Here is a 14,913-nt window from a genome sequence, read left to right as displayed (position 1 = left end):
GGGATTGTCCCCCCTCTTCTTTTAATTTTTCTTTAAAAGAGTTGCTCCTGCAATCCCTGGGTGTGTCATTTCGAATGGATCTAGAATTAACTCTAAGTCTTCTTGTGACAGTACACCGTTTTTCACACAAAGTTCTCGAACGGATTGACCTGTTGCAATTGCTTCTTTCGCAACGCGAGCTGCTGCTTCATAACCGATATGAGGGTTCACGGCTGTAATAATTCCTACACTCTTCTCAACATACTCTTTTAAGCGATCTTCATTCGCTTCAATTCCTTTTAAGCAATTATCTGTAAAGGCACGGAAACCGTTATTCATAATGCTAATAGATTGAAGTAAGTTGAAAACAAGTACTGGTTCCATAACGTTTAATTCTAATTGTCCTGCTTCTGAAGCAAGGCAAATTGTATGGTCGTTACCAATTACTTGGAACGCAATTTGATTAATTACTTCTGGCATAACAGGATTTACTTTCCCTGGCATAATAGAAGAACCTGGTTGACGAGCTGGTAACATAATTTCTGCTAAACCAACACGCGGACCTGATGCCATTAAACGAAGGTCATTCGCAATTTTAGACATATTCATCATACATACTTTAAGTGCTGCTGATACTTCTGTGTATGCATCCGTATTTTGCGTTGCATCTACTAAGTCTTCTGCACCAACAAGTGGTAATTCACTGATTGCAGCTAAATGTTTTACAACTGCTTCAATATATTCTGGATCTGCATTTAAGCCTGTACCAACTGCAGTTGCTCCCATATTTACTTCATATAGATGTTGACGTGATTGCTTGATACGTTTCATATCACGTTCAAGTACGCGGGAATACGCTTTAAATTCTTGTCCAAGACGAATTGGCACAGCGTCTTGTAAATGTGTACGACCCATTTTAATAACATGATCGAACTGCTCTGCTTTTAATTCAAATACATCATGCATATACCCCATCGTTTGTAATAAACCTTCTAATGCGTTTAATGTTGCGATATGAATCGCCGTTGGGAATGCATCGTTTGTTGATTGCGCCATGTTTACATGACTATTTGGACTAATATAATGATAGTCTCCCTTTTCCATTCCTAATAATTCAAGAGCACGATTGGCCATGACTTCATTTGCGTTCATATTCATTGAAGTACCTGCTCCGCCTTGGATTGGATCTACGATGAAATGATCATGCCATTTTCCATCAAGAATTTCTTGAGCAGCTTCTGCGATCGCGCCGCCCTTGCTCAATTCCAATCTTCCTACATCTGTATTAGCAAGCGCTGCAGCTTTTTTTACAATTGCGAACGCTCTAATTAAACCTTCATGGATTTTATATCCTGTAATTGGGAAGTTTTCAACTGCACGCATTGTTTGTACACCGTAGTATGCATAATTCGGTACTTCTTTTTCACCTAAAAAATCTTTTTCAATTCGAACACCATTTTTAACTTCAGTTAATGTTGCCATGATTATTCACTCCTTAACGATTTCTTATGCTGCTTTTGTTTCTTTGACTGTTTCTACATATTGTTTTGCTTTCTCATCATCGAATTCGCCTTCCCACTTCGACATAACAATGGCCGCTAATGCATTTCCTAATACATTGACAGATGAGCGAATCATATCTAAAATGCGGTCAATTCCCGCAATTAACGCGATACCTTCTAGTGGTAACCCCATTGAACCTAACGTTGCTAATACAACAACGAAGGATGCACCTGGAACTCCCGCCATACCCTTGGATGTTAACATGAGAACGAATAATAACGTTATTTGCTCTGTCAGTGACATGTGCACACCGTACATTTGTGCAACAAACAATGCTGCTAACGCTTGATAAATAGCCGATCCAGTCAAGTTAAATGTATAACCTGTCGGAATTACGAAAGAGGCAACTGCCTTTGGACAACCGAATTCTTCCATTTTTCTCATTATATTAGGTAAAACAGCTTCTGAACTTGCTGTCGTAAATGAAAGAATGAGTTCTTCTTTTAAAATTTTCATTAATGTAAAAATGTTTACGCCAACCATTCGTGCATTAATACCTAATACAATCACAACGAATAGTATAACAGTTACGTATACAGCTAGCACTAGTTTTCCTAAAGGAAGTAGTGTTGCTACACCAAATTTTGCAACCGTAACCGCAATTAATGCGAATACACCAAATGGTGCAAATTTCATAACTTGATTTGTAACCCAAAACATCGCTTCGAGTACACCTTCAAAGAAGTTAAAGACAGGCTTCCCTTTTTCCCCAATTGCCGCAACTCCTAAACCGAATAATACGGAGAAGAAAATAATCGGTAATAAGTCACCTTGTGAAATCGATTCAAATACGTTTTTCGGTACAATATGAACAATCGTTTCTGCAAAGCCTTTCTTCTCTGTAGCATCTGCCGTTTGTTTATAAGAAGAAATATCACTTTGCTGTAAATTACTCATATCAACGCCAGTACCTGGTTGGAATATATTCGCCGCAAGTAATCCCATTAAAATAGCAATCGTCGTAATAATTTCGAAATAAAGAATTGTCTTACCACCCAGTTTCCCAAGCTTCTTCATATCTCCTACACCAGCTACTGCAACAATTAATGCTGAAATAACAATCGGTACTACAATCATTTTAATTAAGTGAATAAATATATCCCCAATTGGTGTGATATAAGAAATCGCCGTTTTATTGCCATAAAAGACTGCCCCTACTACAATCCCTAGAACAAGCGCGACAAAAATTTGTGTTGCCAATCCGAATTTTTTCATTTATGTTCATCCCCTTCATGCGAACGCTTTCAATTTGAATTTATAAAAGCTACTCACACATCTTATAAGCGAACCTACAAAATCATACAAAAACCTACAAGTTCGTCACAAAAAATTCGAAAATTTTTCTTTTCTTTTTCATTGACACCTTTTTATTAAAAAGAGATACAATATACTTGATAAGTAATCAGATTGTTTCGTATAATCAAAAAGATATACACTTACAATAAATCGAAATGAAAAGGAGTGGATGGTATGAAAAATTATGTACAAAAATTCGTCCTATCTTCTTCTTTTCTTTTTCATTTTCTTAAAAAGGAACAAAGGCATTTGCCTTTGTTCCTTTTTTATTGCGATCTATATAGGAGGAATTGTTATGAAGCCATATAAAAGAGTATTAATTAAATTAAGCGGCGGCGCACTTGCTGATCAATCCGGAAATAGCTTTAACTCCAAAAGATTAGAACATATCGCAAACGAAATTATATCCATTATTGACTTAGGTATCGAAGTATCCATTGTCATCGGCGGCGGTAACATTTTCAGAGGTCATCTAGCTGAAGAATGGGGCATTGATCGAGTAGAAGCTGATAATATCGGTACGTTAGGTACAATCATTAACAGCTTAATGCTTCGCGGCGTCTTAACAAGTAAAACAAATAAAGAAGTACGCGTTATGACTTCCATCCCGTTTAATGCAGTAGCAGAGCCTTATATTCGCCTCAGAGCAGTACATCATTTAGATAACGGTTATGTTGTCATTTTTGGTGGCGGTAACGGGCAGCCGTTCGTTACGACAGATTATCCAAGTGTTCAAAGAGCCATTGAAATGAATAGTGACGCAATATTAGTCGCAAAACAAGGAGTCGATGGCGTCTTTACTAGTGATCCAAAACATAATAAATCAGCAAAAATGTACAGAAAACTAAACTATAACGATGTTGTTAGGCAAAACATTCAAGTCATGGATCAAGCCGCTTTATTACTTGCTCGTGATTACAATTTACCAGCACACGTCTTTAACTTTGATGAGCCGGGGGTTATGAAAAGAATTTGTTTAGGTGAGCATGTAGGGACTTTGATTAATGATGATGCTTCATTGCTTGTGCATGAAAACTAATTATCTCTCATTAAAAAAGGGTGTCTATAAAAGACACCCTTTTTCATTAACCTTTATAAATAAAAATCCACTAATCCTGCCACTTTCTCCTTACAACGCTCCCAAAACGATAACTTCTCAAAAAATTGTTTCGTCATCTCTTTCGAATCACGAAAATCTTTTGTTAATGCCTCATTCACTTCTGATACGATAGTCCCACCGTGAATATACAAATTCATCTCATCGTTCATATAAAAGCTACGTGCAGTCATGTTCGTTGTACCGATAACAGTTAGTTCATTATCAATTAACATTAACTTCCCATGAAACATTCCTTTTTTATAACCATATACTTTAATTCCATTATTAACAGCTTGACGAATATAAGGATATGCTGCCTCTTTAATGAGAGGAATATCTGGTTTATATGACCAAAGTATTTTCACTGTAACACCACGTTTTTGCGCTTCAATTAAAGCATTCATAAATTCTTTATTTTTCGCTATAAAATAAGGTGTTGTAATTACGATTGAATGCTTCGCTTGTTGTATTAATTCGATATATGTTTCAGCGACGTGATGTCCATTGTAGCAAGCCATCGTATGTAATGTATTCCCTTTACTCGCTTTATTCGTACTTCTCTTTATATGTTCTTTCGTATCTCGTTTCCAATCTAAAGCAAATTGTTCTTCTAAATCTTTTGCTCCTTCCCCTTTAAGCCTCACATGATAGTCACGCCAATATCCAAATTTTTTATCTTTCCCCAAATATTCATCCCCTATATTAAAACCACCTGTATAGCCAATCTCTCCATCAATCGTCGTAATACGGCGATGATTACGATGGTGAAGTGAATAAAATCCGAATGGCAATTTAGGTTTTCTACTATATGTAAAATGTACACCACTTTCCCGCAATTCATTTATCATCTTGCTTTCAAATGATAAATCATTAATGCGATCAACGGATAAATAGACGTTTACTCCTTCTTTTGCCTTCTCTTTTAATAAGTTTAAAAAAGTATGGCTACTTTTATCATCCGACAAAATAAAAAAGTACGTGTAAATAGATTGCTTCGCTTCCCTTATATCAGTAAATAACTGTTTATAAAATGACTTCCCTTCTACATATAATTGAAAGTCACTATGATGAGGAGTGTACTCTGTCGGCATATTTTTCCCGGCTTCCATTTTTCTTCCGAGCGTAACGTCAATATGCATCCAAATCAATATAAAAATAGCAATCGCAATAATAATAGAAGTAACTCGCAATATTTTTTTAATCATTTTGATTTCCTTCCGCTCATTTTCTTTCTACCCTTCTATTTTGTCATTCCAATTTAGATTTCATGCTTCATACAAAAAAGGATGTGACTTAACGTCACACCCTTTTCATATTAAACAAAGTTTCTCGCATCATTATTTCTTCCAAACTTATAAATAGCAATTAAGAAGAATGCAATCGCAAAGGCGAATAAAATTAAAATATTTAAATACAACTCAGAGAATGGAATTCCTTGTTGTAGTTTTGATACTGTGTCTAATAGCCATCTCTGTGGAAGAAAATCAGCTACTTTTTGCACTGCTTTCGGCATAATATCATACGGAAAATAGCATCCAGCGAGTAAACATGTCGGTACAATGATCATATTTTGCAGTGCGTTTGCCGATGCTGAGTTTTTCGAAAAAGCGACAAGCACTAACGATATTCCAATCGCTATTAAAGCAAATAGCATGAGTACACCAATCATCACGATGAAAGGCATATTGATATTTATATGAAAAACATTCGTTAGGAATAAGATTGTAATTAGAATTTGTACTGTTAATAGCATCATATTTACCCCGATATTAGATAATATGAACTTCTTCCCATCTATCGGCGTTGATATGAGTCTAAAATACGTTCTATTCTCTTTTTCTTTTAAAATCTGACCAGATAAGTTCGCTGCTGAAAACAACATAAACATAATAAGGTAACCCATCGTTTGGTTTGTCATATCTTTATTTTTCGAAGTATCTTCTAGCGTTTCAGTTTTCATTTTAAATGCACTTTTTTGATACCCAGCGTACATATTATCAAATGCACTTTGATCTGTTCCTGCTACTTTACTAATAGCTGCTACATTATCAATATAATTGTATAAATATGATTTTATAAATCCTGTTACTTGATCACCTTTAATCGATGAAATTTCAATATGATTTGGTTTCCCTTCTCGAACACTTTTTGCAAAACCAGAATCTAATGTAATAACTCCATCAAGTTTTTTGGAAGTGAGTTTATCTTCTACTTCAGATTCTTTAATTTTACTTACCTTTACATGATTTAATCCTTCTAAAAATTTCACCGTATCATTTGCTATAGATTGATTTTCTTTATTTATAACCCCGATATTTAACGTCCCTTGCCCCACATTCCCATACATTGAGAAGGAGATTAATGTTCCGATTATCGGCAAACTAATAATAATGAATAACCCTTTTTTATTTTTCAAAAGTACAGATAACGTTTTTTGTATGAGCCATAAAATATCTTTCATACTATAGCCCCTCCCGTCTACGTAATGCAATAATCGCAATTAATAAAAAGAGTGCCGAAATTCCAAGGTTTAAACATATTACTGGCAATGCTGCTCCTACATCATTTGCATAAATAATTTTCATAACAGCTGTGTTCGCCCACGTTAATGGTGATAAATTCGTAACGAAATTTTCTTCTATTACGAAATATGCACCACCAAAAATAGAAGCTAATTGCACTACTACCATAATAATTGCTCTTGATGATTCCGGTGTTTTTGTAATATATCCGATTCCTAAACCGAAACTAATTGCTAAGAAGACTTGTGTTAATAAAATAATAAATATGATTCCAAGATGGTCACCCCAATTCGCTTGAAAAACAAATTTACTAAATAACATGACGAGTAATATGCACAGAGCATTTGCTACTAGGCTACCAAGTACTTTTCCAATGAATATTTCAGCCTTACTTATAGGCGCAGCAATGAGGCGATCTCCTGTTTTACGTATTCGTTCTCCACGAATTAAAGAACTCGCTCCCATCGCAGCATATAGTGCAATCATCGTCGTCATTACAACCGCATAGTAATCCATAGAACCTGGCTTTTTCGCAGCTTGTAAAGATGTTTCTTTTATATAATCATTATGATTTCCGCTTGAAATAACCGCGCTCACCCTACTAGGATCAACTTTTGCAACTTCGGCCGCTACATTGTACTTATCAATAAATGTTGTAAGCATGCCTTCCACAATACTTCCCTCAATACTACTTTTGTCACTTCCGTAAAATTTCGCACCATCTTTATTTAATTCTACATAAGCAGCATATTTATTTTGCTTCACTTCTTCTTTCCCATCTATACTGCCGGAAGCTTTTTTAAAATGAATACCCGATTTATCGACTTCTTTCGTAAATGCTTCGAACGATTGAGAAAACGTGCTACTCGCTTCATCTTTGTAGAGCACTTGTATATCTTTAATCGATTGACTATCGCTATCAAATGCATTCGTTAATGCTGTTCCTAACACAAGCATAAGTACAATCGGAAATGCTAACATAAAAACTAAAGTTCTTACGTCTCTGAAATCTCTTTTAATATGCATAACTGCAATATTGAAGATGTTCAATTGATGAACCTCCCTTTACCTTTTCTTCATTTACCTTTTATTTATCTCGTAAGTTTCTTCCAGTCAACGTAAGGAATACTGTTTCTAAGTTCGGGGCCTGCTCCTCTAACGAACGAATTTCAATGTCATGATTAATGAAATGCTGAATAATTTTATTTAAATTATTTACTCCTGCATCCGAGTTTACCTTGATTACGTTCTCTTCAACTTGAACAGCTTTCACACCGTTTATCTCTTTTAACTTTTCTACATCTAAATTTTCTACTGACTTCACTTCAACCCAAATATCTTTCGTATCAGTAATAATCGCTTTTAACTGTTCTTTCGTTCCTTCTGCAATTACTTTACCGTGATCTACAATTGCTATTTTCGTACAAATCTCTTCTACTTCTTCCATGTAATGGCTCGTGTAAATAATCGTACTTCCCATTTCATTTAATTTTCGAACAGACTGGAGAATATAGTTTCTTGACTGCGGATCAATCCCCACTGTTGGCTCATCCATAATAATTAACTTCGGTCTATGAGCGATTGCGCAAGCGATATTCAATCTTCGTTTCATCCCGCCAGAAAAGTTTTTCGGGTAACTTTTATGCTTATCACTAAGCCCTACAAATTGAAGTGCTTCCTCTACTCTCGCTTTTAGCTCAGCTCCTCTTAACCCATACAGTCCAGCAAAGAATTTCACATTTTCATAGGCAGTTAACTCTTCATAAATCGCAATATCTTGTGGAACGATACCGATATTCATCTTCGCAAACCGATTATGTTTCTTTATATTTTTTCCTAATATGCTAATTTCGCCTTCATTACTTCTTAACAACCCGGCAATCATATTTATCGTTGTACTCTTACCAGCACCATTTGATCCTAAAAAGCCAAATATCTCTCCTTCTTTAATAGATAAAGACATATTATCTACCGCGATGAAATCACCAAATTTTTTCGTTAAATTTTTAATTTCTAATGTATTCATCATTTCACCCCTATTTCGGTTTCTCTGCTTTTAGTATAAACAAAAAAAATGAACCTGCTCAGTGCAGAAGTTCATTCTTTTCACATGAGATTATTCACTTTTTTCATATGAGATGATTCATCTTCGTCCCATTTTCTTATATCGGCAACAGCATCGTTACTGAAAAGCCACTTGTTCCATCTACAATAATTTTTCCGTTTACTGATGCTGTTCGCTCCTCCATCCCCATAATTCCGAGACCTTTCTTAACGAGAGCTGCACCTTTTCCGTTATCCTTCACTTGTACTTTCACCATCTTGTTAAGTACATGAATATCGATTGAAATGACTGTCGCATCAGCATATTTCATCGCGTTCGTTAGTGCCTCCGTAACATTTTCACCGATAATCTTCCACTGAATCGGTGAGATCATATCTAAATTCCCTTTATATACGAAGGGGATATTTATATCATGCTTACCGGCAAATTCCTCTATGAATAATTTCATACGATGAATGCCAATTTGCTCCGTTGGTGGCTTCATATTTTTTAATGTAACTCGAATACTTTCAATTCCATCTTTCGATATATGAATTGCATTTTGTAATAACTCGGCAGATTTTTCTTTATCTATCCCCATTAATCTCTTTGCTGCTTCCATTTGAATTAGCGCCCCTGTCATCGAGTGACCAATTTTATCATGAATTTCTTGTGATAACCGATTTCTCTCTTCTAACTTAAATGTGTACTCTGATTGCTTTATGTACTCTTTATTTTCATGTAAGCTTTTCGACAGCCGCTGCATATCTTTTCGCATCTTATCATTTTGTGATTCAAGCTTTAATACACGCGATATATACCGTTCTGCCATAGTTAATACGATAAAAGAAAATGTAGCAATTAATCCATATGTCATTCGAATACTTTCTTCTGTAAAGATAATAGGAATCATCATAATGATAAAGAGCTGCCATTTCTTCTCTATATAACGAAATATAACTTCATATAAGTTCAATGGTAAAAATAAAATAAAAAATGGATGAACCTTCCATGTAAATAATATAACTATGCCAATTGACAGACTAGATAATATGTTTTTGTACGTATCTTGTTTAAATATAGAGATCAGCACATTTACAGAAAGATATAAAAGCAAAGTAAGTATAATCCACGGTAAGTTCACAACATTTAAATAAATGTAACTAAACACAATATATATGAAGACAATTAATTTACTTACAATTAACCAAAATTCCATATCTTTAATCTACTTTCCCTGTTAAATAATAAATCGCAATTTGTGTGCGATGTTCAAGTCCAGTTTTCCCTAAAACTGATGTAATATAATTTGCAATCGTTCCTTCTGATATGAAAAGTTGCTTTGAAATTTCTTTATTCGAGAAACCTTTCGCAATTAATGCGATAATACTAAGTTCTCTTTCTGTAAAAAGACTTGTATCTATTTTACATTCGTCCTCTTTGCTTTCCATTAAATTGCTCTTAATTTTATCAAGCACTACATCTTGCATAACAGTTTGACCGTTATATACTCCTTTTATTGCATCACGAATACGCTCTGGATCATTATTTTTTAATAAATAACCTTTCGCCCCGTTTTTTACTGCGTCCAAAATATATTCATCATCATCGAACGTCGTTAAAATTAGCGGTTTCGTTTTCGTCCCTTCACAAATGAATTTCGTTGCCTCTACCCCGTTCATATTTGGCATGCGGACATCTAAAAGAGCGATATCAACGTCGTTCTTTTTGCAATATTCCACTGCTTCTTTCCCATCATTTACTGTATCTACAACTTCGAACTCTTCATATGTATTTAAAATAATTTTCATGCCTTCTCTAATAAAAGAATTATCATCTGCTATTAATATTTTAATTTTCATGTTTGTTAGTATGGACCTTCCCCTACTAATATTCACATCCTTTCTTCACGTAACATTTCCTACTTGCTCATTATATACTTCTCTTTACCATTTTTTCACACCTTTTTTCGTATAGCTTCCTTCCTAAAAATATATTATTCTTTTTTTACAACATGTGTAGGGTGACCGATCATTTCTTACGTCTATATAATAGAATGCGTCAAAAAGGAGGGAGAGACCCATTGAGGAAAAACAATTAATTGAAAAAGCACAGCAAGGAAGCGAACACGCTTTTCGTATCCTTGTGCAAACATATCGTCATTATATTTTTCAAGTTATATTTTCTATTTTAAGACATGAAGAAGATACGAAAGATGTTACACAAGAAGTATTCGTAAAAATTCACGCCTCTCTCCCTAATTATCAATTTCGCGGATTAAAAACTTGGATGGCGCGTATTGCCACCAATCACGCTATTGATTATAAGAGGAAAAAAGCTAGAGAAAATGAAGAACTCTCCTTATGTAAAGAAACTGAGGAAAATATAAAATCCTCTCATAACGTTGAGGATTTATTATTGACGAAAGAGCAAAAATTACTCATTGCTCAAAAACTGAGAGAACTTCCCGAAAATTACCGTGACGTCGTTCTCGCACATTACTTAGAAGAAAAAAGTTATCAAGAAATTTCTTTACAGGAAAACATCGAAGTAAAAACAGTCGAAATGAAACTGTACCGGGCAAGAAAATGGATTAAAAAACATTGGAAGGAGGAAGAGTTTCTATGATGCATTATTCAAAAGAGGATTGGCGCAATTATACTTTAGATTTTATAGAAAGCAATGGACGTGAATCTATGGAAGAACACCTTTATGAATGCGATCATTGTTTAGCACTTTATATGGAAAGTATCGATGAACAACATGAAAACCTTCCAATGATAAATGATGATTCATTTACGAACGAAGTTATGACGCAAATTAATTTTGAAACGCTACAACCTAATGAAAATATAAAAACAAACTCACTAAAGCGCACCATTATTCACTACATAATTGCGACTGCGGCTACAATTATTTTTATGGTAAGTGGTTTATTCCAGTATATTTTCACAGCGACATCAAATTTCGAGAAATCTTCAAAACATAACGAGTCTTCTATCTCACAACAAATTGTAAACAAATCGGTCGACACATCAAAAAAGGACGGAGGTTCAAAACATGAATAAAAATCCCTTTTTAGCACTTGTATTAGGGCTAATTCCCGGGCTTGGACATTTATATTTAAAGAAATTTGGACGGTTTATTTTATATAGTGGAGGGGCTGTATTTCTATTTATCTTTGCAGCATTTTGTACAATAGCATTAGGTGCGCGTGATATTGCTTTTCTTTCTCTATTTTTACTAGTCGTCTTATGGACAATCAATTTATTAGATTTAGTTATCACTATTATTAACCAATCGAAAAAACAAGCAGCCGGAGAATTTACAGAGTCCTCTAAAGAAAGCGAACGATTTTATATCATTCTTCTATCAATCATCCCTGGACTTGGACATTTTCAATTAGGACTTATGCAACGTGGACTTACATTTTTAGTAGCTTGCACAGGAATCGGAAGTATGATTATATTCGTTGCACTTTTAACATCGCAAGAAAGTTTCCTTATCTTCCTTATTACATTACCTGTTTTATGGATTTATAACTTCTTTGATGTTGTTCAACAACTACAGAAAAAAGAGCGCGGAGAGCAACTAGATGATCGTACTATTTTCGAAGATTTTGAAGAACATCGAGAACAAGGAAAGAAAAGTAAAACATTTGCTTCTATTTTAGCGATGTTCCCTGGAGCAGGACATATGTATTTAGGTTTACAACGTCGTGGTCTTCAGCTTATGGCAGCCTTTTTACTATCAATTTATTTACTCGACTTATTAAGACTTTCTGCGTTTTTATTTTTAGTACCAATCATTTGGTTTTATAGCTTTTTCGACGCTTTACAGCAAACTGCAAAGTATGGAAAAGAACGTGTACATGACGAACCTATCATTGATTATTTTATCAATCATCAAAGATGGATTGGTATCGGATTAATTGCTTTAGGTGGTTATTATTTATTAAATCAAACAGTCCTTCCTATTTTGAATGATTATTTTGTAACTATATTTAATATTCATCTTAGCGAACTATATTATCGCTATTTCCAAACATCTATCGTTGCACTCTTCTTAATTGGTGGCGGCTTTAAATTGTTACTTGGAAATAAAGAAAACAAAGGTGGGACAAGCGAATGAGGACTTGGCGTGTTGGAACATTCTCAATGGGGCTTTCTATTATATCGTTAGGATGCTTTTTACTATTTTCAGTCGTAAAAGGAATTCAAGTATTAGATACACTAACTGCATGGTGGCCGGTTTTACTTATCATACTTGGAGCTGAAGTTTTACTATACCTTCTATTCTCTAAAAAAGAGCAATCTTTTATTAAATATGATATTTTTAGTATTTTCTTTATCGGCGTTTTAGGAAGTGTCGGAATTGCTTTTTACTGTTTATTATCAACTGGATTACTAGAAGAAGTTCGTCATTCTATTAACACAACGAGGCAAACGAGTAATATTCCAGACGGACAATTTGATATACCTGAATCTATCAAAAAAATCGTAGTAGATGCAGGACATCAGCCTCTAACGATAGAGGGAAATAATACAAATCAAATTCATCTTTTGGGAACTTATGAAATGACGACGAAAGCAAATGAAAAACTCAATTTAAAACGAGATGATTTCCTTTCCGTTCAAACGGCTGGAGAAACGATGCATATCACATTAAAATCATTACCTGTTCAGCATACGTTATTTAACTCGGCACCACAGGTGAAACCAACGCTTGTTCTTCCGCAAAATAAAAATGTGGAAATTCGTGCTTCAAATAACGAGCTATCTCTTTATCCAGGTCAATTACAAAACAATTGGTTTGTACAAGAAAGCTCAAGAGTGTCTGTACATCTTGCAAAAGAGAGTGATGTATCTTTAACAGCAGTAACGAATCAAAAAGAAACACACGGAAGCACACCTTGGGAACAAGTAGAAGATTTAACGAAAAAAGAAAATACTTCTTCAGAAGAGCATCCAGAATTAAACAACCAAGAACATTGGTATAAAAATTCGATTAAAACCGGAAATGGGACGTACAAGTTAAATATTGAGAAAGCTTACAATTTAAATATGAGCGTTATTGAAAAATAAGAAAAACCTTCCGCAATTGCGGAAGGTTTTTCTTATATAATCGCTTTAATTCCTTCTAATACTAATCCAATCATAAATCCGCAAACCGCCCCGTTCACTCGGATCCACTGCAAATCTTTACCGACGTTATTTTCAATCATTTCAATTAACGTTTTATCATCTAACTTATCAAGATTTTCTTGTACAAGTTTTCCGATTTTCGAATGATTCTTTTCCACAAGTGTGACAACTTGTTTTTGTAGCCACTCTTCTATTTTTTGAACAGTTTGTTCATCTTCTTTTATTTTATTCATTTGTGTTTGTAAAAATGGAATAACATACTTATTCGCAAATTCTTCATTTTTCACAAAAGTAATTGCCCTTTGTTGTACTTGCTCCAGCATCTCTTTAATTTTGTCAGTAGCATCCCAATTGGCAATCCATTTTCCTTTCCAATTTTCTAATTCTTGTAGTAACGCTTCATTTTCTTTTACATTTATAATTTCTTGGCGAATTTTTGATAAGATAAGTTGTCTTGTGCTATTATCTGCATCTTGTAAGCTGTTAATATTGCTAATAATAAATTTCTGCAAAATGCCGCCAATTTTATCTTCATCTACAATATTCATAAACGATTTTAAAGTAAACTGTAAGAATCCATCTACTTTTATATTTTCCATCGCCTTCATACCTAAACTTCCGAGCTGGTAACGCGCTTCATCTTGCGCTGTCCAATCTTTCACTTTCACTAATATGTAATCAAGTGTTTTTTCATCATATTCTTGCACAACTAACTGATCAACAAGCACTTGTAAAATGTTACTTGTATTAATTGTATGCAAATACGTTTTTAATTCTTTTTCAATAATAACCGCTAACTTTTCCGTATCTATTGAAACAATCGCTTTCTCAGCAATCGTTACAATCCCTTTCTTCACAGCATCAGACTGCATTTCTCTCTCAGCAATTTGCAGCACCATTTGTGCTAGCTGCATGTCTTTTACTTTATTCGTAATACTTTCTTTCGTCAGCCACTCATTTTCTAACGTATGAATAAGCCCTTTCGTTACTCGTTTACGATTTTTAGGTAATAACGCTGTATGAGGAATTGGAATTCCCATCGGATGACGGAATAATGCTGTAACCGCGAACCAATCCGCAAGTCCACCAACTAATCCAGCTTCAAATCCCCCTTGTATAATCTCTCCAGCTACCGTTCCTTGAAAAGGGATAGAAGCCGCAAACCCTACTCCCATAACCCCAAGCGAAATACCCGCTATATATTTAGTCTGTAATGACATCGTATACACATCCTCTTATTATGTAAAATAAAGCTTTTTTGTTATG

At 34.6% G+C, this 14,913-nt stretch carries 14 protein-coding genes; 5 read left to right on the top strand and 9 right to left on the bottom strand.

The window, feature by feature from the left end; all coding sequences use genetic code 11:
• Positions 1–21: 21 nt before the first annotated feature.
• Entirely contained in the window at positions 22–1,461 is a 1,440-nt protein-coding gene (gene aspA, locus AC1Q8N_RS18090; protein WP_048543319.1) for an aspartate ammonia-lyase, read from the bottom strand.
• A gap of 24 nt (positions 1,462–1,485) precedes the next feature.
• Complete coding sequence (locus AC1Q8N_RS18085; protein ID WP_048543320.1) at positions 1,486–2,757, bottom strand: cation:dicarboxylate symporter family transporter; 1,272 nt, start codon at positions 2,755–2,757, stop codon at positions 1,486–1,488.
• Positions 2,758–3,133: 376 nt separating this feature from the next.
• Between AC1Q8N_RS18085 and pyrH the strand changes: the two genes are divergently transcribed.
• A complete protein-coding gene (pyrH, locus tag AC1Q8N_RS18080; protein ID WP_048543321.1) occupies positions 3,134–3,877 on the top strand; it encodes a UMP kinase in 744 nt (247 codons plus the stop codon).
• 53 nt (positions 3,878–3,930) lie between these two features.
• On the opposite strand, the gene cls is transcribed toward pyrH, so the two are convergent.
• From cls to AC1Q8N_RS18050, 6 genes are all read right to left on the bottom strand, one after another.
• Entirely contained in the window at positions 3,931–5,142 is a 1,212-nt protein-coding gene (gene cls / locus AC1Q8N_RS18075) for a cardiolipin synthase (protein ID WP_141520075.1), read from the bottom strand.
• A 110-nt stretch (positions 5,143–5,252) separates the two neighbouring features.
• Positions 5,253–6,398, bottom strand: a complete 1,146-nt coding sequence (locus AC1Q8N_RS18070) for an ABC transporter permease (RefSeq protein WP_098047449.1) — start codon at positions 6,396–6,398, stop codon at positions 5,253–5,255.
• 1 nt (position 6,399) lies between these two features.
• Positions 6,400–7,509 (bottom strand): ABC transporter permease, encoded by a 1,110-nt coding sequence (locus AC1Q8N_RS18065; protein ID WP_098080227.1) that lies wholly within the window; start codon positions 7,507–7,509, stop codon positions 6,400–6,402.
• 37 nt (positions 7,510–7,546) lie between these two features.
• On the bottom strand, positions 7,547–8,485 hold the full coding sequence (locus AC1Q8N_RS18060; RefSeq protein WP_001093813.1) for an ABC transporter ATP-binding protein: 939 nt from the start codon (positions 8,483–8,485) through the stop codon (positions 7,547–7,549).
• 136 nt (positions 8,486–8,621) lie between these two features.
• Entirely contained in the window at positions 8,622–9,722 is a 1,101-nt protein-coding gene (locus tag AC1Q8N_RS18055; RefSeq protein WP_048543326.1) for a sensor histidine kinase, read from the bottom strand.
• A 4-nt stretch (positions 9,723–9,726) separates the two neighbouring features.
• Positions 9,727–10,365 carry a response regulator transcription factor gene (locus AC1Q8N_RS18050; RefSeq protein WP_048543327.1) on the bottom strand — a complete coding sequence of 213 codons (639 nt, stop codon included), beginning with the start codon at positions 10,363–10,365 and terminating at the stop codon, positions 9,727–9,729.
• Positions 10,366–10,648: 283 nt separating this feature from the next.
• On the opposite strand from AC1Q8N_RS18050, the gene AC1Q8N_RS18045 reads away from it, so the two are divergent.
• From AC1Q8N_RS18045 to exsE, 4 genes are read left to right on the top strand one after another with little or no spacing between them, the layout of a single operon-like run.
• Positions 10,649–11,131 carry an RNA polymerase sigma factor gene (locus AC1Q8N_RS18045; RefSeq protein WP_234931839.1) on the top strand — a complete coding sequence of 161 codons (483 nt, stop codon included), beginning with the start codon at positions 10,649–10,651 and terminating at the stop codon, positions 11,129–11,131.
• Entirely contained in the window at positions 11,128–11,571 is a 444-nt protein-coding gene (locus tag AC1Q8N_RS18040) for a hypothetical protein (protein WP_048543328.1), read from the top strand. Before AC1Q8N_RS18045 ends, AC1Q8N_RS18040 begins: the two co-directional genes overlap by 4 nt.
• Positions 11,564–12,634, top strand: a complete 1,071-nt coding sequence (locus AC1Q8N_RS18035; RefSeq protein ID WP_048543329.1) for a hypothetical protein — start codon at positions 11,564–11,566, stop codon at positions 12,632–12,634. Before AC1Q8N_RS18040 ends, AC1Q8N_RS18035 begins: the two co-directional genes overlap by 8 nt.
• Positions 12,631–13,587, top strand: a complete 957-nt coding sequence (gene exsE, locus AC1Q8N_RS18030) for an exosporium protein ExsE (protein ID WP_098080226.1) — start codon at positions 12,631–12,633, stop codon at positions 13,585–13,587. The genes AC1Q8N_RS18035 and exsE overlap by 4 nt, the downstream gene beginning before the upstream one ends.
• 32 nt (positions 13,588–13,619) lie before the next feature.
• Here the strand turns inward: exsE and AC1Q8N_RS18025 are convergent, their stop codons facing one another.
• A complete protein-coding gene (locus tag AC1Q8N_RS18025; protein WP_098642852.1) occupies positions 13,620–14,867 on the bottom strand; it encodes a DUF445 domain-containing protein in 1,248 nt (415 codons plus the stop codon).
• Between the last annotated feature and the right edge of the window lie 46 nt (positions 14,868–14,913).

Source organism: Bacillus sp. GW823-FHT06B01, from assembly GCF_058952315.1.
The sequence above is the reverse complement of the archived record's forward strand: the minus strand, read 5'-3'. Positions and strand labels throughout refer to the sequence as shown.

Coding starts and splice junctions, on each gene's coding strand:
- aspA (WP_048543319.1), bottom strand. CDS start 1,461: ATGGCAACATTAACTGAAGTTAAAAATGGTGTTCGAATTGAAAAAGAT.
- AC1Q8N_RS18085 (WP_048543320.1), bottom strand. CDS start 2,757: ATGAAAAAATTCGGATTGGCAACACAAATTTTTGTCGCGCTTGTTCTA.
- pyrH (WP_048543321.1), top strand. CDS start 3,134: ATGAAGCCATATAAAAGAGTATTAATTAAATTAAGCGGCGGCGCACTT.
- cls (WP_141520075.1), bottom strand. CDS start 5,142: ATGATTAAAAAAATATTGCGAGTTACTTCTATTATTATTGCGATTGCT.
- AC1Q8N_RS18070 (WP_098047449.1), bottom strand. CDS start 6,398: ATGAAAGATATTTTATGGCTCATACAAAAAACGTTATCTGTACTTTTG.
- AC1Q8N_RS18060 (WP_001093813.1), bottom strand. CDS start 8,485: ATGAATACATTAGAAATTAAAAATTTAACGAAAAAATTTGGTGATTTC.
- AC1Q8N_RS18055 (WP_048543326.1), bottom strand. CDS start 9,722: ATGGAATTTTGGTTAATTGTAAGTAAATTAATTGTCTTCATATATATT.
- AC1Q8N_RS18050 (WP_048543327.1), bottom strand. CDS start 10,365: ATGAAAATTAAAATATTAATAGCAGATGATAATTCTTTTATTAGAGAA.
- AC1Q8N_RS18040 (WP_048543328.1), top strand. CDS start 11,128: ATGATGCATTATTCAAAAGAGGATTGGCGCAATTATACTTTAGATTTT.
- AC1Q8N_RS18035 (WP_048543329.1), top strand. CDS start 11,564: ATGAATAAAAATCCCTTTTTAGCACTTGTATTAGGGCTAATTCCCGGG.
- exsE (WP_098080226.1), top strand. CDS start 12,631: ATGAGGACTTGGCGTGTTGGAACATTCTCAATGGGGCTTTCTATTATA.
- AC1Q8N_RS18025 (WP_098642852.1), bottom strand. CDS start 14,867: ATGTCATTACAGACTAAATATATAGCGGGTATTTCGCTTGGGGTTATG.